Origin of the sequence: Mesorhizobium sp. M2E.F.Ca.ET.219.01.1.1 (assembly GCF_004016445.2) — a bacterium.
Classification (GTDB): domain Bacteria; phylum Pseudomonadota; class Alphaproteobacteria; order Rhizobiales; family Rhizobiaceae; genus Mesorhizobium.
Genome location: NZ_SADT02000002.1, coordinates 341,091 through 365,894, shown reverse-complemented (window position 1 = coordinate 365,894; position 24,804 = coordinate 341,091). Strand labels below are relative to the sequence as shown.

Annotated in this window: 23 protein-coding genes; 7 read left to right on the top strand and 16 right to left on the bottom strand. The window is 64.7% G+C overall.

Going from position 1 to position 24,804, the window contains the following annotated elements:
* Nucleotides 1-248 precede the first annotated feature (248 nt).
* Nucleotides 249-1,430 (bottom strand): cell wall hydrolase, encoded by a 1,182-nt coding sequence (locus tag EN862_RS12140; protein ID WP_127867016.1) that lies wholly within the window; start codon nucleotides 1,428-1,430, stop codon nucleotides 249-251.
* 139 nt (nucleotides 1,431-1,569) lie between these two features.
* A complete protein-coding gene (locus EN862_RS12135) occupies nucleotides 1,570-2,838 on the bottom strand; it encodes an MFS transporter (protein ID WP_127867015.1) in 1,269 nt (422 codons plus the stop codon).
* A 115-nt stretch (nucleotides 2,839-2,953) separates the two neighbouring features.
* On the opposite strand from EN862_RS12135, the gene EN862_RS12130 reads away from it, so the two are divergent.
* Complete coding sequence (locus EN862_RS12130) at nucleotides 2,954-3,874, top strand: LysR substrate-binding domain-containing protein (RefSeq protein WP_127867014.1); 921 nt, start codon at nucleotides 2,954-2,956, stop codon at nucleotides 3,872-3,874.
* A gap of 278 nt (nucleotides 3,875-4,152) precedes the next feature.
* Here EN862_RS12130 and der read toward each other — a convergent pair whose 3' ends face one another.
* Together der and EN862_RS12115 are read right to left on the bottom strand one after the other, a co-directional pair.
* Nucleotides 4,153-5,583, bottom strand: coding sequence for a ribosome biogenesis GTPase Der (der, locus tag EN862_RS12120; protein WP_127867013.1), 1,431 nt, complete (start codon nucleotides 5,581-5,583; stop codon nucleotides 4,153-4,155).
* Between the two features lie 6 nt (nucleotides 5,584-5,589).
* Nucleotides 5,590-6,255: a tetratricopeptide repeat protein gene (locus tag EN862_RS12115; RefSeq protein ID WP_127867012.1), complete on the bottom strand. Its 666-nt coding sequence runs from the start codon at nucleotides 6,253-6,255 to the stop codon at nucleotides 5,590-5,592.
* A 210-nt stretch (nucleotides 6,256-6,465) separates the two neighbouring features.
* Between EN862_RS12115 and EN862_RS12110 the strand changes: the two genes are divergently transcribed.
* Entirely contained in the window at nucleotides 6,466-7,476 is a 1,011-nt protein-coding gene (locus EN862_RS12110; protein WP_127867011.1) for a polysaccharide deacetylase family protein, read from the top strand.
* A 16-nt stretch (nucleotides 7,477-7,492) separates the two neighbouring features.
* Here the strand turns inward: EN862_RS12110 and sbmA are convergent, their stop codons facing one another.
* The 3 genes from sbmA to EN862_RS12095 all read right to left on the bottom strand — a co-directional run bounded on the left by sbmA (nucleotide 7,493) and on the right by EN862_RS12095 (nucleotide 10,473).
* On the bottom strand, nucleotides 7,493-8,770 hold the full coding sequence (gene sbmA / locus EN862_RS12105) for a peptide antibiotic transporter SbmA (protein ID WP_127867010.1): 1,278 nt from the start codon (nucleotides 8,768-8,770) through the stop codon (nucleotides 7,493-7,495).
* 122 nt (nucleotides 8,771-8,892) lie between these two features.
* The gene (locus EN862_RS12100) at nucleotides 8,893-10,050 is read right to left on the bottom strand and encodes a YbfB/YjiJ family MFS transporter (protein WP_245519561.1); all 1,158 of its coding nucleotides are present in this window, start codon (nucleotides 10,048-10,050) and stop codon (nucleotides 8,893-8,895) included.
* 222 nt (nucleotides 10,051-10,272) lie between these two features.
* On the bottom strand, nucleotides 10,273-10,473 hold the full coding sequence (locus EN862_RS12095; RefSeq protein WP_127867009.1) for a hypothetical protein: 201 nt from the start codon (nucleotides 10,471-10,473) through the stop codon (nucleotides 10,273-10,275).
* 97 nt (nucleotides 10,474-10,570) lie between these two features.
* On the opposite strand from EN862_RS12095, the gene EN862_RS12090 reads away from it, so the two are divergent.
* The 3 genes from EN862_RS12090 to EN862_RS12080 all read left to right on the top strand — a co-directional run bounded on the left by EN862_RS12090 (nucleotide 10,571) and on the right by EN862_RS12080 (nucleotide 13,247).
* A complete protein-coding gene (locus EN862_RS12090) occupies nucleotides 10,571-11,485 on the top strand; it encodes a LysR substrate-binding domain-containing protein (protein ID WP_127867008.1) in 915 nt (304 codons plus the stop codon).
* A 126-nt stretch (nucleotides 11,486-11,611) separates the two neighbouring features.
* Complete coding sequence (locus tag EN862_RS12085; protein ID WP_127867007.1) at nucleotides 11,612-12,868, top strand: aminopeptidase; 1,257 nt, start codon at nucleotides 11,612-11,614, stop codon at nucleotides 12,866-12,868.
* Nucleotides 12,869-12,890: 22 nt separating this feature from the next.
* Complete coding sequence (locus EN862_RS12080) at nucleotides 12,891-13,247, top strand: DUF488 domain-containing protein (protein WP_127867006.1); 357 nt, start codon at nucleotides 12,891-12,893, stop codon at nucleotides 13,245-13,247.
* A gap of 250 nt (nucleotides 13,248-13,497) precedes the next feature.
* Here EN862_RS12080 and EN862_RS12070 read toward each other — a convergent pair whose 3' ends face one another.
* Nucleotides 13,498-13,851 carry an ArsC family reductase gene (locus tag EN862_RS12070; RefSeq protein WP_127867005.1) on the bottom strand — a complete coding sequence of 118 codons (354 nt, stop codon included), beginning with the start codon at nucleotides 13,849-13,851 and terminating at the stop codon, nucleotides 13,498-13,500.
* 205 nt (nucleotides 13,852-14,056) lie between these two features.
* Entirely contained in the window at nucleotides 14,057-14,410 is a 354-nt protein-coding gene (locus EN862_RS12065) for a SnoaL-like domain-containing protein (RefSeq protein ID WP_127867004.1), read from the bottom strand.
* Between the two features lie 197 nt (nucleotides 14,411-14,607).
* Here EN862_RS12065 and EN862_RS12060 point away from each other — a divergent pair, with 197 nt between their 5' ends.
* Nucleotides 14,608-15,321: an SOS response-associated peptidase gene (locus tag EN862_RS12060; RefSeq protein ID WP_127867003.1), complete on the top strand. Its 714-nt coding sequence runs from the start codon at nucleotides 14,608-14,610 to the stop codon at nucleotides 15,319-15,321.
* Nucleotides 15,322-15,792: 471 nt separating this feature from the next.
* Here the strand turns inward: EN862_RS12060 and EN862_RS12050 are convergent, their stop codons facing one another.
* The 7 genes from EN862_RS12050 to EN862_RS12020 all read right to left on the bottom strand — a co-directional run bounded on the left by EN862_RS12050 (nucleotide 15,793) and on the right by EN862_RS12020 (nucleotide 23,868).
* Nucleotides 15,793-16,770 carry a 2-dehydropantoate 2-reductase gene (locus tag EN862_RS12050; protein ID WP_127867001.1) on the bottom strand — a complete coding sequence of 326 codons (978 nt, stop codon included), beginning with the start codon at nucleotides 16,768-16,770 and terminating at the stop codon, nucleotides 15,793-15,795.
* Nucleotides 16,770-18,296: an acyl--CoA ligase gene (locus EN862_RS12045; protein WP_127867000.1), complete on the bottom strand. Its 1,527-nt coding sequence runs from the start codon at nucleotides 18,294-18,296 to the stop codon at nucleotides 16,770-16,772. Before EN862_RS12045 ends, EN862_RS12050 begins: the two co-directional genes overlap by 1 nt.
* A 43-nt stretch (nucleotides 18,297-18,339) precedes the next feature.
* Nucleotides 18,340-19,926, bottom strand: coding sequence for a gamma-glutamyltransferase (ggt, locus tag EN862_RS12040; protein WP_127866999.1), 1,587 nt, complete (start codon nucleotides 19,924-19,926; stop codon nucleotides 18,340-18,342).
* A gap of 21 nt (nucleotides 19,927-19,947) precedes the next feature.
* A complete protein-coding gene (locus EN862_RS12035; RefSeq protein ID WP_127866998.1) occupies nucleotides 19,948-20,748 on the bottom strand; it encodes an ABC transporter permease in 801 nt (266 codons plus the stop codon).
* On the bottom strand, nucleotides 20,745-21,668 hold the full coding sequence (locus EN862_RS12030) for an ABC transporter permease (protein WP_127866997.1): 924 nt from the start codon (nucleotides 21,666-21,668) through the stop codon (nucleotides 20,745-20,747). The genes EN862_RS12035 and EN862_RS12030 overlap by 4 nt, the downstream gene beginning before the upstream one ends.
* Nucleotides 21,665-22,747 (bottom strand): ABC transporter ATP-binding protein, encoded by a 1,083-nt coding sequence (locus EN862_RS12025; protein WP_127866996.1) that lies wholly within the window; start codon nucleotides 22,745-22,747, stop codon nucleotides 21,665-21,667. Before EN862_RS12025 ends, EN862_RS12030 begins: the two co-directional genes overlap by 4 nt.
* Nucleotides 22,748-22,827: 80 nt before the next feature.
* Nucleotides 22,828-23,868, bottom strand: a complete 1,041-nt coding sequence (locus tag EN862_RS12020) for an ABC transporter substrate-binding protein (protein ID WP_127866995.1) — start codon at nucleotides 23,866-23,868, stop codon at nucleotides 22,828-22,830.
* Nucleotides 23,869-24,093: 225 nt separating this feature from the next.
* On the opposite strand from EN862_RS12020, the gene EN862_RS12015 reads away from it, so the two are divergent.
* Nucleotides 24,094-24,795: a GntR family transcriptional regulator gene (locus EN862_RS12015; protein WP_189401731.1), complete on the top strand. Its 702-nt coding sequence runs from the start codon at nucleotides 24,094-24,096 to the stop codon at nucleotides 24,793-24,795.
* Nucleotides 24,796-24,804: the final 9 nt, after the last annotated feature.

Below are 24,804 nucleotides of genomic sequence, written 5' to 3'. Positions count from 1 at the left end.
TTCTAAAGTCGCCGGCAACATAGTTAGAGGGTCCGCGCCCGTCAAGCCACGGGCCGAACTTCCATGCGATGTATTTTTCGCTGTTAAAACAATGATTTATTGAGGTGCGACATCGTGCCCTTCACGCCCGCGTGAGGTGACGGCGCGAATCCTGGCGACAAGCCGCACCGATCGGCACGCGCGGCGGGCCGCCGGGAGCATTGCCGGAGGCGTCGTTTAGGCGGGTCCAGTTCAAGCCGCGCGACGGCTCAGCTCCAGCCGCCGCCATAGGTACGGTAGAAGATGTGGAGGCCGATCCTGGTCATGCGCTGCATGGCGCGCGCCCAGCCGGGATGGACGTAGTTGGCGTAGTAATGCGTCGAGGAGCCGACCTCAGGAATGAAGATCTTGCCGGCGGTCACCGCCATGGCGACCTCCTGGGCGGTCTTATAGGAAGCCTGGTCGGTGATGGTCTTCTTCCGGCCGTCGCAGGCAAAGGAGAACTGGCAGCGATTGAACCAGTCGTCGTTCTGGTAGACGACGCCGCAGATCGTCTTTGGATAGGCCGGGTTGCGGACGCGGTTCAGGATCACCTGGGCGACCGCCGCCTGGCCGCGGACGGGCTCGCTGCGCGCCTCGAAATAAATGCCGTTGGCAAGGCAGGCCTGCTCGGGCTTGGAAAAGACGCTCGCCGGCAGAGGGTTCTGCAGCCAGGCATGGTCGCCCTTGCCCATCGGCGGGATGAAGCGGCCGTCGTTCGGATCGTCCTGCAGCAGCGCCTCGAAAGGCGAAGCCTTGGCGTAGTCGGGCGCCGACTGGGCATAGGCCGTGGCGAGGATGTCCGGCTTGTCATTGTTGACGAGAGCGACAAGGGCAGCCGGCAGATCCGGATCCGGCCTCTTGTCCTCGCGCAGATGGAAGGCCTGGGCGATCTGCACTTCCTTGCCCTTGATACCGGGCTTGGCGAAAGTGAGCTTCAGGCCGCTGTCCATGCTCGGACGCAGCAGCGAGGAGGTGCGCTCGAAAATCGAGCCGGCGCTGAAATTCTTGGGCGGCGCGACGGGCGAGACCTGAACGAGGCGGCCTTTCTTGTCGGCGCGCACCACACGATCCTCATCGGGCGTGGCGCCCGTGGCGTTGCCCTTGCCACGGAAGGCGACGGTGCCCACGCCTGGCAGATTGACGCCGGAGCCGGAGATCGAGCCGGTGGCGGTGGAATCGATGAACGGCATTTCGGCGGCATGCACCGAGCCGGCGGCGGATTTCTCGATATAGGCATTCCAGCGGGCGCTGGGCGTTTCCAGACCGGTGATCAGGCTGGTCATATCCTGATAGGCGACGACCGACGGAAAGCCGATCCACATGCCGAGCCCGAGCACCAAAGGAGAAAGGAAGGAACGTTTTTTCGCAACGGCGGCGGCGGCAAGCCGCAATGAAACGCGTCGATGCACGGAACTCTCCAGAACGCTACTGACCCCGGAGAGCCAAAATGATGCATTAACCTTGATGCGGGGTTAACGACATCGATCGTGTTCTTTTCATGTTGGAGGCAAACCGGCTTCCGGTTTTCACGGCAGAGGCCGCCAGGAATCAGGGCTGGCGCAGGAAGATCGGCCAGGCGAGCGCCGCGCAGATCGCGGCCGCCAGCCACACACCGGGCCAGGCAAAGAGCACCAGAATCCACGGAATGGCGATCGGCACCAGACAGAAGCCGATGAACACAAAACTGTTGGCAAGGCTGAGCGCCGTGCCGACATGGCCGGCGCCGGCAAGCGTGGCAAGCTCGGTGTAGGCAACGCCGTGCCAGGCCGAGACGGAAATGCCGGCGATGACGACCGCCAATGGAAGCAGCGGCAGCAGCGCGGGGATTGCGGCGGCGCCGGTCACCAGCAGCCACAGCACCAGGAAGGCAAATGCGCTCAGCGCGCTGCAGACTTTCAGGAACGGTCGGCGGTTACCGTGGTGGTCGGTGAAGCGGCCGCTCCAGACGCGCATCACCATGGCGCCGGTCTGCACGGCGGCGAGGCTGGCGCTGGTCACCAAGGTGCCCATGCCGGCAAAGTCGTGCAGGAAGACCGAGGCGAAGGTCAGCACCGCGACCTGCGGGAAGCAAAGCAGCCCAATGGCGCTCGAAATGCGCCAGACCTCGATGTTGCGCAAAGGCGCCGGGCCGCTTGCCGCGGAGGCAGCGTGAGCGCTGTGTTCCACCGGTGGCTCGTGCAGCCAGCGCCAGGCAAAACAGGCCGAGAGCGCGGAGACGGCGGCAAGCAGGCCGAAGACCGCGGTGAAGCCCAAGGCCAGCGCCAGCGAAGGCAGGACGAGCGCGCCAAGCCCGCCGCCCAGCGGCACCGCCGTCTGCCTTATGCTCATGGCGAAGCCGCGCTCGCCGTCGCCGAACCAACCCATGATGGCGCGGCCGCTGGAGCCGTTGACGCTGCCTCCGAGCAGGCCGGCGACAAGCAGGCTCGCCGAGAGCAGCGTGACGCCGGGAACGGCCATTTTCGCCGGCACGACGAGCAGCGCCATGATGAGAAGCCATGCCGCCGTTGCGCCGAGCCCGGTCAGGAGCACGCGGCGGTCGCCCCAGCGGTCGGTGAGCACGCCCCAGGGCAGTTCGCTGAGCGCCACGCCGAGACCAAGGAGGCCGAGCGCCAGGCCGAGCGAGGCATTGTCGAGATGATAGCCCTGGCGCATCAGCACCGCGGTTGCCGGAATGCCGGAGAAGGTGGCGGAGAAGCCGGCATTGGCGGCGACACCGATGCCCAGCACCTTCCAGCGATGATTGGGGCCGAAGGCGCGGCGGACCGCAATATCGGCGGCGGGTGGCTGGCAGTCGTTTCTGGTGACGATGGCGGACATGAGTTCATTCCCGTGGCGCCGGTTACCCGGCTTGACGGATGGGATGTAGCGCCATAGCTTCATCCATAAAATCAGGAAGTTTTTGATCAACGATCCTGAAAAACGGGATTATACGATGCGCCGTGTCACATTCGATCTCGATGTCCTCAGAACCTTCGTCACCGGCATGGAACTGGGCAGCTTCGCCAAGGCGGCCGAGCGGCTGGGACGCTCGACGTCGGCCGTCAGCGCGCAATTGAAGAAGCTGGAAGATCAGGCGGATACGCCGATCTTCCGCAAGGCGGGGCGCGGCCTGGCGCTGACCGAGGCCGGCGAGACGATGCTTAGCTATGCGCGGCGGCTGGTCGAGCTCAATGACGAGGCGGCTGCGGCCATCCGCGACGTCGAGCTGGAAGGCTGGGTGCGGCTCGGCCTGCAGGAGGATTTCGGCGAGGCCGTGCTGCCCGAGGTGCTCGGCCGCTTCGCCCGTGCGCATCCCAAGGTCCGCATCGAGGCACGGATAGGACGCAGCCACGACCTGGCCGAGCGTGTCCTGTCAGGCAATCTCGACATCGCGCTCGCCTGGCACGACGGCACCACCCTGCCCTACAGCCGGCATGTCGCCGACGTGCAGGCGCGCTGGATTGGTCCGGCCAAGCCGATCGAGGCCGGTCCGCGCAATGGCGAGCCGCTGCCGCTGGTGGTGTTCGAGGCGCCGTGCCTGTTGCGCACGGTCGCGACCGAAACGCTCGACCGCGCCGGCATGCCCTGGCGCATGGCCTTCTCCAGTCCCAGCCTCGGCGGCATCTGGGCGGCGGTGGCGGCGGGCCTCGGCCTGACGATCCGCACCGATATCGGCCTGCCCGCCAATGTCAGGGCGATCGCGCCGGGGGTTCTGGGGCTTCCGGCCCTGCCGATGATGGCGCTGCATCTGCACCAGAAGGACGCCGAGCTCGACCCGGTGGCGGCGCGGCTGGCGGAGATTCTTTTGCAGGCGGCGCTGGAGACGCTGCCGGAGGGAGCGCTAGCCAAGGAGAGCTTGCCAAAGGTCGCTTAAAGCCTTGCAACGCTGGCGGGACAGCGCCCCCCTCTGTCCTGCCGGACATCTCCCCCACTTGGGGGGAGATTGGCTGTCGCGCCGGCCTTCGCCAATCGCCAACGTTGCAAGAGGAGCGAGGCGCTGAAGCTGCTGATCTCCCCCCTTGTGGGGGAGATGTCCGGCAGGACAGAGGGGGGCGCGAAGGATCACAGCTTACCCCACTCTGCGTGGCCGCAATCCCCAACCGGGTCGCCCGCGGATGGCGAGGGACCTGCGTTGGCGTCACGTCCCGCAGATCACCGCTTCTTCGCCCTGCCAGCAAACGGATTGTCCGAGGTGCGCAGCGCCATACGGATCGGCACGCCGGGCATGTCGAAAGCCTCGCGCAGGCTGTTGGTCAGGTAGCGGACATAGGATTGCGGCATCGCGTCCGGCCGCGAGCAGGAGACGACGAAACCCGGCGGCCGGGTTTTTGCCTGGGTGACATATTTGATCTTCAGCCGGCGGCCGGCGACGGCGGGCGGCGGGTGGTGCGCAAGGATGCCTTCCAGCCAGCGGTTGAGCTTGCCGGTGGAGACGCGGCTGTTCCAGACCTTATGCGTCTTGATGACGCTTTCCATCAGCTTGTCGAGGCCGCGGCCGGTCTCGGCCGAGACCGTCACCGCCTGGATGCCGCGCACTTGCGGCAGCAGCCGCTCGGTCTTCTCGCGCAGCTCGGACAAAAGCTCCTGCGGATTGTCGATCAGGTCCCATTTGTTGAAGGCGATGACCGGCGCCCTGCCCTCGCGGATGATGAGGTCGGCGATCTGGAGGTCCTGCTTCTCGAAGGGGATGGTGGCGTCGAGCACGATGATGACGATCTCGGCGAAGCGGATGGCGCGCAGGCCGTCCTGCACAGAGAGCTTTTCCAGCTTCTCCTGCACCTTCGACTTGCGCCGCATGCCGGCGGTGTCGAAGAGCTTGATGCGGCGGCCGCGCCAGTCCCAGTCGACCGAGATCGAATCGCGGGTGATGCCGGCTTCCGGACCGGTGAGCAGCCGCTCTTCGCCGATCAGCGCGTTGATCAGCGTCGACTTGCCGGCGTTCGGGCGGCCGACGACGGCGATGCGCAGCGGCTTGGTGTCGTCATAGGGTGCTTCGGCGTCGGGGTCGGCGATGTCCTCGCCGATCAGCACCTCGCTGGCGGCGATCTCGCCGCTGTCTTCCTCGTCGTCCTCGCCGAAGACACGCTCTTCGCCAAGTGCTTCGACCACCGCGTCGCGCAGATCGGGCATGCCCTGGCCGTGCTCGGCCGAGACCGGAATCGGTTCGCCGAGGCCGAGCTCCCAGGCCTCAAGCATTCCCCCTTGCGCGCCGCGCGCCTCGGCCTTGTTGGCGACGAGAACCACCGGCTTGCCGGATTTGCGCACGACGTCGGCGAAGGTGCGGTCGTCGGGCATCAGGCCGGATTTAGCGTCGACCGTGAAGAAGATGAGGTCGGCCTCGCGAATGGCGATCTCGGTCTGCTGGCGCATGCGGCCGGGCAGCGTCGAGGCGGCCGCATCCTCGAAACCGGCAGTGTCGATGACATCGAAATGCAGGTCGTAGAGTTTCGCCGCGTGGACGCGGCGGTCGCGCGTGACGCCCGGCGTGTCGTCGACAAGCGCCAGCTTCTTTCCGACCAGCCGATTGAAAAGAGTCGATTTGCCGACGTTAGGCCGGCCGATGATGGCGACTTTGAAGCCCATCCGAGGTCACGACGCGTTGCCCGACCCGCGGATCAGCTCGGACATCAGCTGCGCCCGCTGGCGCACATTGCGCGGGGCACCGTCATCCGAAGAGATCTGGTCGAACAGTTTGAGCGCATCGGCCGACTTGCCGTCCTTCCAGGCGGCAAGGCCGAGCGCCTCGCGCGCCGAATGGCGCAGCGGATTGGTGTCGGCTGTGAGTGCCTCGACCCGGCTGGAGACATCGGCGTAAGAGCCGTGGTCGACGAGCAGCAGAGCTGCCCTCAGCCGCGCCATGTCGCGGATGCCGGCAGGAATGGCGCTGTCGGCCGCGACGTCGTCGAAATCCTTGACCGCGCCGTCGACGTCGCCCTTGTCGGCCTTGACGGTCGCCGCGCGCATGCGGGCGAGCAGCGGATAGGCGCCGTAGCCGTCCTTCTCCAGCTGGTCGAGCGCGGCGATCGCCTCGTCGTTCTTGCCGTCATTGGCGAGCTTGAGGGCCGCCGAGAAGGCGTCGCCCGAGCGGTTCGCGCGGGTCTCGTCCCAGTAGCGGTAGCCGACGACGGCCGCCGTTCCCAGCACGATCAGGATGGCGATGCCCAGAATGGCCGGGCCAAAACGGTCCCACAGCGCCTGCGCCTGCTCGCGACGAATCTCTTCGTTCACTTCGCGGATAAAACTGTCGTCCGACATCAATCAATAACCATTGCGGCCACAAACCTTCGCGGCGCTTCTTGTTGAGCCCGCGTTTTAGCGAAATTTTGTCGGCATGGAAGGGGGCGGGCCGGAAAATCGGCTGGGAATGCCGGGCACCCACAGGACTTGCCGAACGCATCCGCGCCACATTTGCGCGATAGCCGGCTTCCGAACAGCCGGAGGGGGGGGCCCGCCAGAAAGTTGCCAATGCTTCGTTCGTACCGCGTCCTTGCATATAGTCTTGCTTCGCTTGCCTCAGCCAATGCGGCCTTCGCCGATCCGCCGAAACCGCCAGCCGTTTCGCCGGCCAGCCCCAAGCAGGTCGTGCTGATCTCGTTCGACGCCGCCCGCGAGATCTCGCAATGGCAGCGAAGCCGGGCGCTGGCAAAGCGCACCGGCGCGCATTTCACTTATTTCCTGTCCTGCGTCTTTCTGCTCTCGCCGGAAACGCGGCAGGAGTATGCCGGCCCCGGCAAGGCCGCCGGCAAATCCAATGTCGGCTTCGGCGCCTCGAAACAGGACGTCGCGGACCGGCTGGAGCAGGTCCGGCTGGCCGCGGCCGAGGGCCACGACATCGGCAGCCATGCCTGCGGCCATTTCGACGGCAAGGATTGGAGCAAGGCCGACTGGCTGGCCGAATTCGCCTCCGTCCGGCGCATTTTCGAGAATGCCTATGCGATCAACGGCATCCCCGAACCGGGCGACTGGCGCGATTTCGCCCGTCATGCCGTGACCGGTTTCCGCGCGCCCTATCTTTCGACCGACAGGGCGCTTTACGAAGCGCTGCCCGAGGCCGGCTTCCAATATGACGCGAGCGGCGTCTCGAACGGCCCGGAGCTGCCGCCGACCCGGAACGGCACAACCCGTTTCGCCCTGCCGCTGATCCCGGAGGGGCCGAAGGCGAAGCCGGTGGTCGCCATGGACTACAATCTCTATGTCCGCCATTCAGACGGCGCCGAGAAACCGGCGATGGCGGGCGAGTTCACCGAGCGCGCCTATCAGCCATTCCGGGCCGCCTTCGACGCCCAGTACGACGGCAAGCGCCTGCCGCTGGAACTCGGCTTCCACTTCACGCCGATGAACGGCGGCGCCTACTGGAACGCGCTGGAGCGATTCGCCGGCGAGGTCTGCGTGATGTCGCAAGTCGAGTGCATCAGTTTCCGCGATTATGTCGCACGCCAGCGCGCCAGCCAGGCGCAAGCGAGCGTGGGCGGCTGAATGGACTGGCCGCGCCTTAGCTTACCGGCTGATCTTCGGGACGCATGCCAGCTTGCTCGCGTTCCAGATAGTGCTGATCGATAATCGGTAATTGCTCGCCCTGCAGCGTCGCTTCGAAGGCTCGCAAGCGTTTGTGCACCGACTGCAGTTCGACAATCGTCGACCAGGAATTCAGCAGGAATTGCAGCGAATTCGTCACCTTCCCGAACGCGTTCGATATCTGATTCAGGGCGCCGAACGTGATCTTATGCGCAACCAGCGAGGGCCCAAGGATGAGCAACGAGAAGATGTTGTCGGCCTGCAGGTAGGTGTAACGAACGACGTTGAAATAGATGTAGTGGAAATAGAGCTTGAAATAATTGCGGCGGACATTGGCGAATAATTGGCTCGTCGTCGCCGGCTGAGCCCGGTCGGCGTGATCTTCGCCGTAGACGAGCTCCTTGCGATAGGCTGCCTCGACCCGCTGGTTGCGGAACTGCAGGCCGGGCAACTTGAGACCCGCCACCATGACGGAGATCGTCCCGAACAGACACCAGCCCAAGGCGGCAACGACCAGCGGCTGCGGGATCGCGCCGACGATCGGCAATTCGGTGATGTGGGCCTGCAGCTGAATCAAGACCGGCAGAAAGGCGATCAGAGTCATGATCGACTGGACGAAGGTCGAACCGAGATCTTCCATGATCTGCGAGAAGCGCATCGTGTCTTCCTGGATACGCTGCGAGGCGCCCTCGATGTGGCGCAGCCGTCCCCAGTTGGCCATGAAGTAATCGTTCATCGCAGTGCGCCAGCGGAAGATCCAGTGGCTGACGATGAAAGCATTGACCACCTGCACGTTCATACCGACCAGCGCCAGCCAGGAAAAATCGGCCAATCCTATGTAAAATTCCGAGTCAGTCGATTTGCCTGTGCCCGACATCAAGCCCTGAACGTAGTCGAAGAACGGGCCATACCAATTGTTGACCGCGACCGAGACCTGAACGTTGAAATAGATGAAGAACAGGATGACGGCGGTCATCAGGATCGACCAGTTCTGCCAGGGGTGCGGGGCGTACCAGCTCCAGAAGGCGTAGAAGATCGCCACGCACGCGACGAAGTAGATGTAGAACCACAGGAACGGCTTCGACCACAGCACCGCGATGCCGATGATGGGCGGCGTGCCCGCCGCCGCCGGCGGCAGGCCGAAGACGGCGCCCAGTTGCTCGCCGCCGAAAAACCAGAACAGGATCGCCGCAAGGCTCCAGAGGGCGGCCGAGGTGAAGAAAAGCTTCGGCTGCGGGAAGAAAGATACGAACACTGTGGCGGGTTTCCTCGGTCTGACCGCAAATCAGCGGCGTTGCTGTTCGGCGGGCATAAGGTCACACATTAGCGGGAAAGAAAATGCCCTGCCCGATGCCCGGCATCGAACAAGGCCGCAAATCATGGCGATTTTGGCGCGGCCGCCCAGGCAATCACCCCGGAGGCGAGCAGCGCCGCCGCCGCCATGATCGAAGCCAGGATATAATTGCCAGACGCCTGGGCAAGCAGGCCAGCGGCGATCGGGCCGACGATCTGGCCAAGACCGAAGGCCGCCGTCATCAATGCGAAGATACGGCGCGGCGCCTGCGGCGCGAGTTGCCTGCCAATCTGTATGCCTAGCGCCGTGATGGCGATGAAGGTGCCGCCGAGCAGGACGCCGGCGATCAGCGGTCCGGCAGCGCCCTTGACGACGACGCTGGCGGTGACGCCGACCACCTCGATCAGGCAGGTGACCGCATAGGCGGCATAGAGCCCGATCCGCCCGGCCAGCTTCTGCCAGAACCAGGTCGACGGAAAGCCGGCGAGGCCGGCGACCATCCAGACGCTTGCCTCGAAGACACGGCTGCCGCCGCCTTGGCGGACAATGGCGATCAGAAACGTCGCCGTCACCACATAGCCGAAGCCGAACAGCCCGTAGGCGACGATCATTTTGGTCAACGACCTGTCGCTGGGCAGCGCCGGCTCGCGGCCGGCAACCCCATTGGCTGGCCTGGCGGAGCCGGCAAGCAGCGCGACCAGAAGCAGGCCGGCCAGCGAGATCGCTCCCGACCAGAGCCAGCCCGCGCTCCAGTCGGCATGCTTGGTGACCAGGATCGCCAACAGCGCCGAGGATGCCGCGATGCCCAGGCCGACGCCGCCGAAATGCAGCGCCTGCAGATCGCCGCGGCCGGCTTCGGCGAGATGGCTGAAGACGATCGAGGACATGAACACCATGACGAAAGCGCTGGCGAGGCCGGCGAGGAAACGGATGACGAGAAAGGCGGCCATCGTCTCGTTCACACCCATCAGACCGGCAAGCAAGGCGCTGGCAGCGAGGCTGGCGAACATCAGCATGCGCTCGCGGCCATGCGCCCAGCCGCCCGCGGCAGCCAGCGCACCGACGAGATAGCCAAGGTAATTGGCGGAGGCGATCCAGCCGGCATCGGCCGGCGTCAGATGCAACGCCTCCATCATGCCGGGCAGGATCGGCGTGTAGACGAAGCGGCCGATGCCCATGGCGACGGCGAGCGCGACCATGCCGGCAAAGGCGAGACGCAAGGGAGATGGCGAGGCGTTCATTGCGGCGCACAATAAGTGCGTGCGCCCGCGAAACAATGCGCTTGCGTTGGGCCAGCCAGGACGTAGACGCCCCCTCACCCAGCCTCCGCTTCGCTCGGCTGACCTCTCACCGGCGGGGAGAGGAGCCTGTCAGCGCCGGCGCCACCTCTTCTCCCCCGTGGGGAGAAGGTGGCCGCGAAGCGGCCGGATGAGGGGCAGCGCCGCCGAATAGGCGAACAACCTTCAGCGGCCAGCCGCACCCATCGTTTCGTATGCGGTGCGGCCGGCGGTCAGCCGGAACGGCATGTCGCCGAGCTCGCGCTCCGACATGGTGTCGAGCACGGGATGCGACAGCGGATCGGTGACCCAGCGGGCGATTTCTTCCTCGTCGCGCGGCCTCGCCTCGGTGCCGGAAAACCCTTTCAGCAAAGATAAAATCTTCATCGGACAAGCTCCTGCCTTGAGGCTGGTCCAGCCAAATTCTGGCTTTTGCCGCCGTGTTTCAATTGAGATTTCGGCCCGCGCAGTTTAGAAAAACTGAATGGCTATGCTGAACCGCGTCCATCTCAACGGCCTGCGCGCCGTGGAAACCGTCGCCCGGCTGGGATCGCTGGCGGCAGCAGCCGCGGAGCTGAACGTCTCGGTCAGCGCCGTCAGCCAGCAGGTCAAGCGCACCGAAAAGCAGCTGGGGCAGGCGCTGTTCGAACGCACGCCGGGCGGGCTCGTGCCGACCGAGTTCGGCGCCGCCTTCACAGCACGGCTGAGCGCCGGCTTCCGCGAACTTGCGCAAGCCGTGGCGCTGGCCGACGAGGCCAACGAGTGCACGCTGGTCGTCTCGGTGGCGCCGGCCTTCGCCTCGAAATGGCTGCTGCCCCGGCTGTCGCGACACTTCACGCGGCATCCGAATGTGCTTTTGCGCATCGACGCCTCGGCCAGGATCGCCGATCTCGACCGCTCCGACATCGATATCGCCATCCGGCTTGGCGACGGCGAATGGCCGGGCGGGCGCGCCGAGCTTCTGCTTGCCCAGGAAGTGTTTCCGGTCTGCGCACCATCGATCGCGGCCAGGCTGCACTCGATCGAGGATCTGGCGCAGACCTGCGCCATCACCGACGAGCGGGCGATGTTCAGCTGGGACAGCTGGTTCGAGGCGGCCGGCGTCGAGCCGGTGACCTTCCAGAAGGGCGCGCGCTTCACCGATCCGATGCTTTGCCTGGAATCGGCGATCGCCGGCCACGGCGTGATGCTCGCCTGGCAGTTGCTGACCGCCGACGCGCTGGCCGACGGAAGACTGGTCGCGCCCTTCGGCATCAGGGCTGAGAGCGGGCTCGGCTACTGGCTGGTGACCTCGACCACCAAGAGCGAAAGCCGCAAGGTCCGCGACTTCAAGGCCTGGATCCGCGAGGAGATCGAGGCGACCATGGCGCAGTTCCGGGCGCTCGACAGCGCCGCATGAAAGCTGCGCACTTTTCGATAACGCGGTCCGTCATGCTTGAGAGCAGGCCCAGTCGATCGCGGTGGAAAGGCCAACCGCAGCGGTCTATGTAAGGATGAGAACCCCAACATAACGGTAGGCAGGATCATGACCACACATTCGCGCGGCGTCTCGGCAAGCATCGACCCGGTGAAGCTCGACAGGCTGGCGGAAGTCGCCGTCAAGGTCGGGCTGCAGCTGCAGCCCGGACAGGATCTGGTGCTGACCTCCTCGATCGCGGCGCTGCCGCTGACGCGGCGCATCGTCGAGCATGCCTACAAGGCGGGCGCCGGGCTGGTGACGCCGATCTTCAACGATGACGAGATCACACTGGCGCGCTTCCGCTACGGCGCCGATGTCGGATTCGACCGCGCCGCCGGCTGGCTCTATGAAGGCATGGCGAAGGCGTTCTCCGACAATGCGGCGCGGCTTGCGGTGCGCGGCGATGATCCGTCGCTGCTTTCCGCGCAGGATCCAGCCAAGGTGGCGCGCGCCAACAAGGCGAACTCGATGGCCTACCGGCCGGCGCTGGAGAAGATCACCGGCTTCGACATCAACTGGAACATCGTGGCCTACCCAGAGCTTGCCTGGGCAAAGCAGGTGTTTCCCGGCGAGACCGACGATGTCGCGGTGGCCAAGCTCGCGGACGCGATCTTCTCGGCCTCCCGGGTGGACGTCGAGGATCCGATCGGCAACTGGAAGGCGCACAACGCCGCCTTGGCCGAACGCACGAAATGGCTGAACGAGCACCATTTCCACGCGCTGCATTTCACCGGACCGGGCACGGATCTCACCGTCGGCCTGGCGGATGGTCACGAATGGATGGGCGGCGCCTCGACGGCGAAGAACGGCGTCATCTGCAATCCGAACATCCCGACCGAGGAAGTCTTCACCACGCCCCATGCAAGGCGCGTCGAGGGCCACGTCTCCTCGACCAAGCCGCTCTCCTACCAAGGCACGCTGATCGACGAGATCTCGGTGCGCTTCGAAGGCGGCCGGATCGTCGAGGCCAAGGCTTCGAAGGGCGAGGACGTGCTGAAGAAGGTGCTCGACACCGACGAGGGCGCGCGCCGCCTCGGCGAGGTGGCGCTGGTGCCGCATTCCTCGCCGATCTCGAAGAGCGGGCTGCTGTTCTTCAACACGCTGTTCGACGAGAATGCCGCCTGCCATATCGCGCTCGGGCAGTGCTATTCGAAGTGCTTCGTCAACGGCGCCTCGCTCAGCCAGGACGAGATCGCCGCGCGCGGCGGCAACAAGAGCTTCATCCACATCGACTGGATGATCGGCTCCGACAAGATCGACATTGACGGTGTCGCCAAGGACGGCGGCCGCGTGCCGGTGATGCGCAAGGGCGAGTGGGCATAACCTCCTCGCCAGTGGAGATGTGATGGCCTTCGACATTGCGGTGAAGCGTGTCTATGAGCCGCCGGCGAAAGCCGACGGCCAGCGAGTGCTGGTCGACCGCATCTGGCCGCGCGGCATTGCCAAGAAGGACGCCGCGCTAACGCTCTGGCTGAAGGAGATCGCGCCGAGCGACGATCTGCGCAAATGGTTCGGGCACGAGCCGCTGCGCTGGGCGGAGTTTCGGAAGCGGTATCGGGCGGAGCTTGACTCGAATGGCGACGCGGTGGAGCAGCTGCGGGGCCTGTTGCGCGAAGGCAAGGTGACGCTGCTCTACAGCGCGCATGACGAAGCGCACAACAATGCGGTGGCGCTGGCGGAGTTTTTGCGAGCCCAAGCATAGTTATTGAGACGTCGCGTTCCTTCGCCCCCCTCTCTGTCCTGCCGGACATCTCCCCCTCAAGGGGGGAGATCATCCATCACGCCGGCTTTCGCCAATCGCCGACGTTGCAAGACAAGCGCCTCGCCAAAGCTGCCACTCGCAGACGTTGCCGGACGAGCGCCGTCGCCAAAGCTGCCAATCTCCCCCCTTGAGGGGGAGATGTCCGGCAGGACAGAGAGGGGGCGAAGGAACGCGGCCTAAGTAGTCGAGCCTATTTTCCGCCGACAGCCTCAGCATAAATCTCCGGCTTGAACCCCACCAAAACCCGATCACCCACCTCCAGAACCGGCCGCTTGATTATGGTCGGCCTGGCGAGCATGAGCTTCTTCGCCTTCTTCTCGTCGAGTCCTTCCCTGTCCTTCTCGGGCAGCTCGCGAAAAGTCGTGCTGCCCTTGTTGAGCAGCTTTTCCCAACCAACCTTGCCGACCCAGCCGTTCAGTTTGCCAGCTTCGATCCCCTCTGCCCGATAGTCGTGGAAACGATAGGGCACGCCGTGGCTTTCCAGCCAGACGCGCGCCTTCCTGATCGTGTCGCAGGTGGTGATGCCATACATGGTGATGGTCAAGGCGGGCCTCTATCGGGTGAGGTTGCGAATCCGACGAAACCCTATGCCTGCCCTGCCCGCTTTGCCAGCGTTTCGCAATGGCCCGCATTTTATGGTTTTCGACCGCTGGGGCAAAATAGCCGACCAGCTTGCGGACCAAGGGAAGACGATTTGAGGTTTGCCTGGGCAGCGGCCGGAGCCCGGCCGCCGCGTGCAATATCCGGCCTCAGTAGTAGAAGCGCTCTTCGCTGATCTTGCCGTTCTTGACCGTGTAGAGGCCAACCTCGTCCATCTTGACGCGTTCGCCTGTGGATTTGGGCGTCACGTCGAAGCTGAAGCGCAAGGCGAACTGGTCGCCATTGACATAGGGACCCTCGACCGAGCCACCGTGAACCTCATGGTTCGCTTCCCACCACTCGCTCTTCTGCTTGACGGCCTCCTTGCCGTTGCAGACGGCCATCGGACCTTCCATCGCCTCGTAGCTGACGATGTCGTCGGCATTGTATTTCGCGGCGGCACTGTGGCTGTCGCCCTGTTTGAGCAGTTCGGTGAAATCCTTGGCAATGTCGGCAGCGCTCATGATTCCCTCCAGGGGTTGGACCAGACATCAAGTAGGAACCGATCGTTCGCCTGCCACTGCGGGGCCGTTTCGCAGGTGACAATTCGTGTCAGGATGGCGATGCCGCGCCATGAGAGGTTAACGATCCAGTTCTCGCCAGCGTCCGTCGGTCATATTTTGTTTCTGGATTGCGAGCGATCGCTGGGGCATCCTATGGCATGTGCAACCTCTACAACATCACCACCAGCCAGGACGCCATTCGCGAGTGGACCCGCGCCATGCGGGACATCATGGGCAACCTTGAGCCCTCGCTAGACGTCTATCCCAACATGCCCGGCGCAGTGGTCCGTAACGCCCCCGATGGTCAACGCGAGCTTGCCAAGCTGCTCTGGGGCATGCCTACACCGGTAGAGCGGGTGAAGGGCAAGGCGGACTACGGGACCACCAACATCCGCAATCCGCAGTATGGGCATTGGCAGCAATATGTCGGCGTGGAGAACCGCTGTGTGGTGCCCGTCACAAGCTTCGCGGAGCCGAGCCCCACGCCCAACGACAAGGACCCAGAGACAGGCATACAGCGGAACTACTGGTTTGCGCGAAGCGGGGACCGACCCCTGTTCTTCTTCGCTGGCATGTGGACGCGCTGGCAGGGTGTCCGCAGGGTCAAGGACGGGCCTGGAGACTTCGAGCTTTACGGCTTCCTTACGACCAAGCCGAACGCCCTCATAGCGCCCATACACGACAAGGCCATGCCGGTGATCCTCACCACCCGCGAGGAGGTGGACACCTGGCTCACGGCCCCATGGTCCGAAGCGCGGCACATGCAGCGGACAGCGCCCGACGACGCCTTGGTGGTTGTCGAGAAGCCGGCCACGCAGATCAAGTTTCCAAATGCCGGGAATGCGGCGGGTGACCAAATGTCATTACTTTGACCCGGCTCTGACCCGGCGAGGAGATGGTCTATCAATCTTTTTCGTCTCGCCAGATCACCCGCCGAACCATACGGACCCCTACGAGCCGCCTCACGCGTATCTTCACGCCCTGGACGGCGCTGGGCAGCAGAATGTCCACGTCGAACTCCCGCCGCTTGCAGCGCTCGCACCGCATGTGCCGCTCGACGTCCCAGAATGGAATGTCCCCCATGAGCTTGAGGAGATCTCCGGGGAGGTAGTGATGGGTAATGTGGCAGTTGATGCACCGGACGCGGATTAACTGCCCGATTTCATGGGCTCGACTCAGTGTCTGAACGACGCGTCGGGATCTGCTGCTGGGCTCCGGCATGCCCTACGAAATAGGAAAGTGTTCCTCGCGGAGTCAATTCAAGCTAGACCCTTTTGTTCCGTTTTTGTTCATTGTGGCAGTTAGAGCTATCGGAGTGAGGGAGCTTCAGGACCGGCGTTCCTCTAATAACACCCGCGCTCGATCGCCAGCCGTCGCACCAGCGCCAGCACGCTGTCGATGGTCGGCGTCGGCTGGCCGGTCAGACGGCCGAGTTCCTGCACCGAGGTGACCAGCGCGTCGATCTCCATCGGGCGGCCGCGCTCGAGATCCTGCAGCATCGAGGTCTTGTGCTCGCCGACATCGCCGGCGCCCTTGATACGGCGATCGACGGGGATGAGGAAGCGCACGCCGAGACGCTCGCCGATCGCCTGCGCTTCCAGCATCATGGCGCGGGCGACGGCGCGTGTGGCTTCGTCGGCGACAATGGCCGCAAGCGTGCTGCCGGTCAGCGCCGAGATCGGATTGAAGGAGAGATTGCCCCACAGCTTCACCCAGATCTCCGAGCGGATGTCCTCGCGCACCGGCGCCTGCAGCCCGGCCTTGACCATTTCGCGCGCCAAGGCGGTGGCTCGCTCGCTCTTCTCGCCGGAAGGCTCGCCCAGCGAAAAGCGCGTGCCTTCGACATGGCGGATCAGGCCTGGCGCATCGACCTCGACGGCCGGATAGACGACGGAGCCGATCACACGCTCCGGCCCGATGCGCTCCCAGATCGCTCCGCCCGGATCGACCGCATCGAGCCGGGTGCCTTCGAGCGCGCCGCCCGCCTTGTGGAAATACCACCAGGGCACGCCGTTCTGCATGGTGACGACAGCTGTCCCCTCGCCCAGCAGCGGTGCTATCTGGTCAAGGGCCGGCGCCAGCGAATGCGCCTTCAGCGCCAGCACGACATAGTTCTGCACGCCGAGGTCCTCGGCGCGCGCAGCCGCCCTCACCCGCGCGACTGTCTCGTTGCCGTCCTCGACCAGGCGAAGCCCATCGGCCTTGATTGCCTCCAGATGCGCGCCCCGCGCCACGATCGACAGATCAACCGAGCCGGCGATCGCCAGCTTGGCGGCGAGGTAGCCACCGATGGCGCCGGCGCCAAAGACTGTAACGCGCATCAGCCGAGCCCGAGCTTCGCGGAGAGGCCGATGCGCTGCAGCTTGCCGGTCGCGCCTTTCGGGATTTCGTCCAGGATCACGACTCTGCGCGGCACCTTGAAATCGGCGAGCCGCGTCGCTGCAAAACCACGGATATCGGCCTCGCTGGCGCTCTGGCCTTCGCGCAGCACGACGGCGGACGCCACCTCTTCGCCGAGCTTGTCATGCGGCATGGCGAAGGTGACGACCTGCGCCACCGCCGGATGATCCATCAGCACCTCGTCGACCTCGAGCGGCGAGATCTTTTCGCCGCCGCGGTTGATGATCTCCTTCAGCCGGCCGGTGACGCGCAGGTAATTGTCCTCGTCGAGCACGCCCTGGTCGCCGGTGTGGAACCAGCCATGGGCGAAGGCGCTGGCATTGGCCTCCGGGTTCTTCTCATAGCCGGCGGTGACGTTCGGGCCGCGAATGACGATCTCGCCGATCTCGCCGGCTTTGAGCAACCGCCCGTCCGGCGCCATGACGGCGACTTCCGGTCCGGCCGACGCGCCGACGCTGCCCGGCTTGCGCTGGCCGGGCGGCAGGCGATTGGACGCCATCTGATGCGCGGCCTCGGTCATGCCGTAGGATTCGATCACCGGACAGCCGAAGGTCGCCTCCAGCTCGGCCATGACCTGCGCCGGCAATGACGCCGAGGACGAGCGGATGAAGCGCAATTTCGCCTCGGCCAGTTGCTCGGGATTGCGAGCGGCGCGCGGCAGGATTGCCTGATGCATGGTGGGCACGGCTGTATACCAGCTGGGCTTGGCTTCGGAGAGCCACTGGAAGAAACGCAACGCATTGAAGCCTGGCGTGCAGAAGACGCTGCCGCCGGCGGCGAGCGAGGAAAGCACCGCCGCGATCAGGCCATGGATGTGGAACAACGGCATGATGTTGAGGCAGCGATCTGCCGGCGTCAGGCCGAGCGTGGCGCCTATATGCTTGGCCGAGGCGGCAAGATTGGCGTGGCTCAGCGGCACGAGTTTCGGCCGCGAGGTAGTGCCGGAGGTGTGCAGAAGGAGCGCCACGTCGCCGTCCTCGGCCAGGCCGGACGAGACCGGTGATCCAACCGGCTCGCCCTCGATCGTGAAAACACCGGCCGGGGAGCTCTCGGGCACGACCAAGCGCAGCACCGGGATGCCGAGGCGTCTGGCAACCTCGACCGAAGGGCCCTGCTCGTCCTTGCCGACAAGGATCGCCTTGACGCCGATATCGGTCAGATAGAAATCGAGCTCGTCGGCGCGGTAGGCCGGATTGAGCGGAGCGGTGGAGGCGGCCGCAGCCACGGCGATGAAGGCCGTCGCCATTTCCGGGCCATTCGGCAGGACGATTGCGACGCGATCGCCACGGCCGATACCCAGCGCATTGAGCCGCGCCACGGTATCGCGGATCAGCCGGCGCAGCCCGCCATGGGAAAGAGCTGCGCGGTCGGGCGCCAGGATCGCCGGCGCATCTTCGGCGCCGGCGGCAACGCGATAAGCGAGATCGATTTTTTCTGTTCCAGTCATGGTTCTCGACTATGTTTCGAACGATCGGCCGATGTCCAGTTGCTCAATATCCGAGCGCGAGCCCGTCCTTGCGCGGATCGGACGCGCCGGTCAGCGTGCCCTTTTCCCAATCGATGAGCACCGCCTGTCCGCCGCCCAACGGGTGATTGGGCTCCACAACACGATGACCACGCTGGCGCAGGCCTTCGACGGCATCGGGATGCACGCTTCGCTCGGCCTCGACGACGTCGTGGTTGTAGAAGACGCGCGCCGCGTCAATCGCCTGCTGCGGGTCCATGCCGAAGTCGATCATGTTGGTCACGACATGCACGTGGCCGAAGGGCTGGTAGCCGCCGCCCATCACACCGAACGGCATCACGGCGCGGCCGTTCCTGGTCATCATGCCGGGCATGATCGTGTGCATTGGCCGCTTGCCGGGGGCTATCGCATTCGGGTGCTTCGGATCGAGGCGGAAACTGGAACCACGGTTCTGCAGCACAACGCCTGTCTTCGGGCCGACGACGCCGCTGCCGAAGGAATAATAGGTCGAGTTGATGAAGCTCACCGCGTTGCGGTCGCGGTCGACGACGCTGATATAGACCGTATCGCTGCCCGGAAGATCGAGGCGTGGCAGATGCGTCATGGCGCGCTCGGGATCGATCGCGGCGCGCAAGCTGTCGGCATAGGCGCTGGAAAGCAGCGCCTGGACCGGCACGTCGACGTGATCCTGGTCGGCGAAGAACGCATCGCGATCCTGGTAAGCGAGGCGCCCTGCCTCGATCTCCAGATGCAGACGCTCGGCACCCTCGGGATCGAGCTTGCCGAGGTCGAAGCCCGAAAGCACGTTCAGCATCAGAAGCGCGGTCAGGCCCTGGTTGTTCGGCGGCATCTGGTGGATGTCGTGACCGCGATAGGAGGTGCTGACCGGGGTTCGGTAATCGCCCCTGGTGGCGGCGAAATCGTCGAGCGTGTGCAGCCCGCCGAGCGCGCGAAGGCGTCCGACCAGATCGTCCGCGACCGCGCCTTCGTAGAAGCCGGCGCGGCCTTTCCTGGCGATGATGCGCAAGGTTTCCGCCAGTTCCGGCTGGCGATGGATGTCACCCGCCTTGGGGGGCTTGCCGCCAGGCAGGAAGATGCGCGTCGCAACCTCGTCCGCCGACAGGTCGGTCTCGGGGTCGTGCCAGTCGAAGGCGACGCGGTCGTGCACGACATAGCCTTCTTCCGCGTAACGGATGGCCGGGGCGAGCGCGTCGGCCAAGCCCTTGCGGCCGTGGTCTTCCAGCAGCCGGCACCAGGCGTCGACGGCGCCTGGAACGGTGACCGCGTGCGGGCCATGCAGCGGCAGTTCGCTGAATCCCTTGTTTCTGTACCAGTCGACGGTCGCGGCGGCGGGTGCGCGACCAGAGCCGTTGAAGGCGATCACCTCGCCCTGCCCCTTCGGGCAATAGAGCACAAAGCAGTCGCCGCCGATGCCGGTCGACTGCGGCTCGACCACGGCCTGCACCGCGGCCGCGGAGACCGCGGCATCCATGGCGTTGCCGCCGGAGCGCAGCATGTCGATGGCCGCAAGCGTGGCGAGCGGATGCGAGGTCGCGGCCATGGCCTCGGTGGCGCGGACCGGCGAGCGGCCGGGAAACTGGAAGTCACGCATGCTGTTTAAGGTATCCTTGAATCAACGTCCGCGGCCGAAAAGCTGGGCAGCGGACAACAAGACGATCGATAGCACGATCAGGCAAGTCGAAATGGCGGCGATCGTCGGATCGATCTGGTCGCGCAGCGCATTGAACATGCGCCGCGTCAGCGTCGTGGTCTCGCCGCCGGAGATGAACAGCGACACCACCACCTCGTCGAACGAGGTGATGAAGGCAAACAGCGCGCCCGACACGATCGAGAAGCGTATCTGCGGCATCGTCACCTGGAAGAAGGCCGAGAAGCGGCCGGCGCCGAGGCTGCGCGCCACCATCTCCTGGTTCATATCATAGGACCGCAAGCCCGAGAGCACGGTCAGCACGACCAGCGGCAGCGCCTGCACGGTATGCGCGACGATGAGTCCGGTCAGCGTGTTGTTGAGGCCGATGCGGGCATAGAGGAAGAAGGTGCCGATGCCGATCAGGATGACCGGGATGATTAGCGACGCCGTGAGCAGCGCGTTGATGGCGCCGGTCAGCCGTAGCGTGCGGGCGTTGATGGCGTAGGCGGCTGCGGTGCCGAGCAGCGTTGCTACGATCGCCGTCATCACCGCCACCTTGGCCGATACTATAGTGGCGTCGCGCCACTCGAGCGAGCCGAAATAGCTTTCATACCAGCGCAGCGACCATTCCCGCGGCGGGAACTCTAAGAGCGTCGAGTCGGAGAACGACATGATGACGATGATCACCGACGGGGCGATCAGGAAGAGCATGACAAGGCCGCCCAGCGCGTAGAGCCAGAGGCGTTGCGCATGCGAGATCGGCAAGGCATTTTCCATGCTCATCGCTCACTCCAGACGCCGGTGGCGCGGGTGCCGAGCAGCCAGTGGAAGAGGCCGAGCAGCGCCAGCGTGACGGCGAGCAGCACGACGCCAAGCGCCGCGCCCGCGCCCCAGTTGGAATAAAGGCTGGTGGTCTGCTCCATGCGCATGGCCCACATGATCACCTTGCCGCCGCCCATCAGCGCCGGCGTGACGAAGAAGCCGAGGCAGAGCACGAAGACGATGACCAAGCCCGAAGCCAGGCCCGGCAGCGACAGCGGGAAGAAGATCTGCCGGAAGGTGGCGGCGGGGCTCGCGCCGAGATTCATGCCGGCGCGCAGGCAATCGGCATCGATCGTCTTCATCGAGGCGTAGAGCGGCAGCACCAGGAAGGGCAGCATGATGTGGGTCATGCCGATGACCACGCCGGCGAAATTGTTGGCGAGCGGCAGCGGCTGGGAGATGACGCCGAGATCCATCAGCCACGTGTTGACCAGCCCCTTGCGCTGCAGGATGACCAGCCAGGCATAGGTGCGCACCAGCACCGAGGTCCAGAACGGCAGGATGACGAAGATCAGGCAGATGGAGGCGGCGCGGCGCGGCAGCTGCGACAGCATATAGGCCAGCGGATAGCCGAGCAGCACGCAGGCGCCGGTGACGGTGAAGGCCACCTTGAAGGTGGTGACGAAGGTCTTGATGTAGGACGCCTGGTCGAAGAAACGCGCGTAATTGGCGGCGCTGAGCTGGCCGCTCTCATCGAACAAGGAAAGCCAGAACAGCCAGCCGATCGGCACGATGATGACGGCGAAGACCAGGAAGAGCCCAGGCGACAGCAGCGCGAACATGCCGCGCGATTCCCGTCGGGCGTCGGCGCGCAAGGCATCGGCGTTGATCACCCCGTCGCGGTGGGAGGCATGATCGAGACTGGCGGATGCAAGGCTCATTGGTCTGCCACCAGCACGACGTCCTGGGCATCGATGCCGAGCGTTATCGGCTCGCCCGGCGCCGGCAGTTTCGCCAAGACGTCGGGGCGGCAATAGTCGCGCAACGTCACCTGCCGGCCATCCTTCAGCGTCGCGTAGCAGACGAAGCTGTCGCCCTGATAGATGACGTCGCCGACGGTCGCCGGCAGCAGATTGACGCCGCCGGTCTCGTCGGCGTCTGCCACCAGGCGCAGCTTTTCCGGCCGCACCACCATCAGATGCCGGCCAGAGGATGGTGCAGCATCGTTCATCCGCAACTTCCTGTCCTCGTACCAGACGCTGCCATTGCGGCTCTCGACGGGAACGAAGTTGGACTCGCCGATGAAACCGGCAACGAATTTGGTCCGGGGCCTGGCGTAAAGAACTTCCGGCTGGTCGATCTGTTCGATGCGCCCGGCATTCATGACGGCGATGCGGTCCGACATGGTGATCGCCTCGCGCTGGTCGTGGGTGACGTAGACGGTCGTCATGCCGAGCCTTCGGTGCAGGTTGCGTAATTCGATCTGCATGTGCTCGCGCAGGCTTTTGTCGAGCGCCGACAGCGGCTCGTCCATCAAGACGATGCGCGGCTCGAAGACGATGGCGCGGGCCAGTGCCACGCGCTGGCGCTGGCCGCCGGAGAGCTGGTCGACACGCCGCTCGCCGAGGCCTTTCAACTGCACCAGGTCCAATGCCCGCTCGACGCGTTCCGCCGTTTCCGCGGCCGGCACGCGGCGCTGCTTGAGCGGAAAGGCGATGTTGTGGAAGACGTTCATATGCGGGAACAGCGCATAGTTCTGGAACACCATGCCGATGTTGCGCTTGTGCGGCGGCATGGTGATGATCTCCTCACCGCCGACCTTGATCGATCCCGCATTGGCCCGCACAAAACCGGCCAGGATCATCAAGAGCGTTGTCTTTCCCGAGCCGGACGGCCCGAGCAGCGTCAGGAATTCGCCCGCCGCGACATCGAGGCTGAGATCGCTGAGGATGGAGACAGCACCGAAGCGCTTCTCGATACCGCTTATGCCGATGGGCAGCGCGGACTGCGCGAGAGACAAGAGCATCTCCTTCAACTCCGGATCATTTTTCGCGAAACGATGCGGAGCGGCGCCGCGAGGACGCCGCTCCAGTACGATCGTCATTGCTGGATCAGGTTGTTGAATTTCTCCGTCGCCTCGACGAGGGTGTCGCGCCAGAAGGCGGGATCCTGCAGCACCTGCTTCTTGACGTTCTCGGGCGAGGAGTTGATGTCCTTGATGCGCTCGGGCGGGATCTTGCCGGTCTCGAACGCCTTCTCGTTGGCCGGGCCGTTGTCGACATAGAGCGGCAGGTTGGCCTGAAGGTCAGGACTGACGAATTTGGCCAGCGCCTTCATGGCGAGGTCCTTGTTCTTCGAGCCCTTCGGGATGACCATGCAGTCGGCGGTGAGCACGCCCTGGTCGAAGGAGAAGCTGACCGGGGCGCCGCTCTTCTTCAGGGTGCCGGCGCGGCCGTTCCAGATGCTCGCCATGTCGACCTCGCCGTCCTTGACGAGCTGCATAGCCTGCGCGCCCGATGTCCACCAGGCATCGATATGGCCCTTGACCTTGTCGACGGATTGCAGCGCGCCGTCGATATCGACCGGATAGACCTTGTCGATCGGAATGCCTTTGGCGAGAGCGGCGACGCTCAGCGTTTCCGTCGCCTGGCTGCCGGAGAGAGCGCGGCGTCCAGGGAATTTTTGCACGTCCCAGAAATCGGCCCAGGTCTTCGGGCCTTTGTCGCCGAAGACGTCGGTGCGGTAGATCAGCACGACGGAGGTGTAGGAAATGCCGACCCAGTCGTCATGCACGAGCTTGGGGTTGATGCCGGTCTTGTCGATGACGTTGTAGTCGAGCTTCTCGAACAGGCCTTCCTTGGAACCGCGGGCGCATTCGTCGGCGCCAAGCTCGGTGATGTCCCATTTGACGGCATTGCCGGTGACCTGCAGGCGCACGTCATCGAGGCCGTTGGTGGTGTCCTGCTTGATGGTGATGCCGAGTTCCTTGGCCGTTGGATCGAAGAAGGCCTTGGTCTGCGCTTCCTGATATGTGCCGCCCCATGAGGCCACGGTGATGGTGTCGGCGGCCGACGCCGGAACGGTGGCCGATGCCAGCAGCCCGGCGATGGCCAGGCCATGAATGCAAAGTCTCTTCGTCATTTTCGCTTCTCCAACCGGTGTTCCCGTTATCGTTGATTTGGTATGCGAATTTGTATACAATTTTGAGTGTAATTCGCCGGAGGCTGATGTCAACATGGGGCTTCGGGATTTTTGTCGGCGGAGAAGCAGCGCAGTTCGGCCGCGTGCCGCGACAAGGGCCTGTTCAAGCAGGCGCTAAAAGGCACTAGACTGCGATTCCATGACTGACCGTTGGAGGCGGGACGCTTGAGCAAGGAGAAAAAGAACACGCTGCGCGACTCGGTGTTCGAGAAACTGAAGGCGTTGATCATCACCGGCCAGATCCCGCCGGGCGGTCGCGTTACGGAAAACGAGATCGCCGAACGCCTGAAAGTGAGCCGCACGCCTGTGCGCGAGGCCTTCAATCGGCTCGAACGGGACGGCCTGGTGATCGGGCGGCCGCGCCAAGGCTATGTCGTGGCCGAATTCAACATCACCATGTTCCGCGAGGCCTTCGAAATCCGCGAAATGCTTGACGGGCGCGCGACCGAGCTGGCGGCAGCCAACGCGACCGCGGCCGACAAGGCGAAACTGCGCGAGATGCTTGCCGAATGCGAGCGGCTGGCGGCGATCCCGGACCGCAGCACGCGGGAGAAATTCGAGGAGCTGCAGGTCGGCATCGACCTGCACCGAGTGATCGCCGAAATCGGCGGCAACGAGATGCTTTACGGCATGCTCTGCGGCATCCTCGACAAATGCCAGCAATATGTCTGGGCGGAGCTTCTGTGGCTGGGCGAATGGAAGCTCACCCGCGAGGAGCATGCCGGCATCGTCGACGCGATCTGCGCCGGCGACGTCGCTCTGGCCGGCGAGCTCGCTCGCGCGCATGTGCGCGCCTCACGCGAGAACATCCTGCGGCTGCTGCAGGCCAAGTCCGACTATCAGGGATTCTTCGCCAAGGCTTCGTGAGGCCCGATC

Bases quoted from the DNA above. Each gene is read 5' to 3' on its own strand.
- EN862_RS12030 (WP_127866997.1), bottom strand. From the start codon at position 21,668: ATGAGCCTTGCATCCGCCAGTCTCGATCATGCCTCCCACCGCGACGGG.
- EN862_RS12045 (WP_127867000.1), bottom strand. From the start codon at position 18,296: ATGACTGGAACAGAAAAAATCGATCTCGCTTATCGCGTTGCCGCCGGC.
- EN862_RS12035 (WP_127866998.1), bottom strand. From the start codon at position 20,748: ATGAGCATGGAAAATGCCTTGCCGATCTCGCATGCGCAACGCCTCTGG.
- EN862_RS12085 (WP_127867007.1), top strand. From the start codon at position 11,612: ATGACCACACATTCGCGCGGCGTCTCGGCAAGCATCGACCCGGTGAAG.
- EN862_RS12110 (WP_127867011.1), top strand. From the start codon at position 6,466: ATGCTTCGTTCGTACCGCGTCCTTGCATATAGTCTTGCTTCGCTTGCC.
- EN862_RS12090 (WP_127867008.1), top strand. From the start codon at position 10,571: ATGGCTATGCTGAACCGCGTCCATCTCAACGGCCTGCGCGCCGTGGAA.
- EN862_RS12080 (WP_127867006.1), top strand. From the start codon at position 12,891: ATGGCCTTCGACATTGCGGTGAAGCGTGTCTATGAGCCGCCGGCGAAA.
- EN862_RS12020 (WP_127866995.1), bottom strand. From the start codon at position 23,868: ATGACGAAGAGACTTTGCATTCATGGCCTGGCCATCGCCGGGCTGCTG.
- ggt (WP_127866999.1), bottom strand. From the start codon at position 19,926: ATGCGTGACTTCCAGTTTCCCGGCCGCTCGCCGGTCCGCGCCACCGAG.
- EN862_RS12130 (WP_127867014.1), top strand. From the start codon at position 2,954: ATGCGCCGTGTCACATTCGATCTCGATGTCCTCAGAACCTTCGTCACC.
- EN862_RS12135 (WP_127867015.1), bottom strand. From the start codon at position 2,838: ATGTCCGCCATCGTCACCAGAAACGACTGCCAGCCACCCGCCGCCGAT.
- EN862_RS12065 (WP_127867004.1), bottom strand. From the start codon at position 14,410: ATGAGCGCTGCCGACATTGCCAAGGATTTCACCGAACTGCTCAAACAG.
- EN862_RS12095 (WP_127867009.1), bottom strand. From the start codon at position 10,473: ATGAAGATTTTATCTTTGCTGAAAGGGTTTTCCGGCACCGAGGCGAGG.
- der (WP_127867013.1), bottom strand. From the start codon at position 5,583: ATGGGCTTCAAAGTCGCCATCATCGGCCGGCCTAACGTCGGCAAATCG.
- EN862_RS12100 (WP_245519561.1), bottom strand. From the start codon at position 10,050: ATGAACGCCTCGCCATCTCCCTTGCGTCTCGCCTTTGCCGGCATGGTC.
- EN862_RS12050 (WP_127867001.1), bottom strand. From the start codon at position 16,770: ATGCGCGTTACAGTCTTTGGCGCCGGCGCCATCGGTGGCTACCTCGCC.
- EN862_RS12060 (WP_127867003.1), top strand. From the start codon at position 14,608: ATGTGCAACCTCTACAACATCACCACCAGCCAGGACGCCATTCGCGAG.
- EN862_RS12115 (WP_127867012.1), bottom strand. From the start codon at position 6,255: ATGTCGGACGACAGTTTTATCCGCGAAGTGAACGAAGAGATTCGTCGC.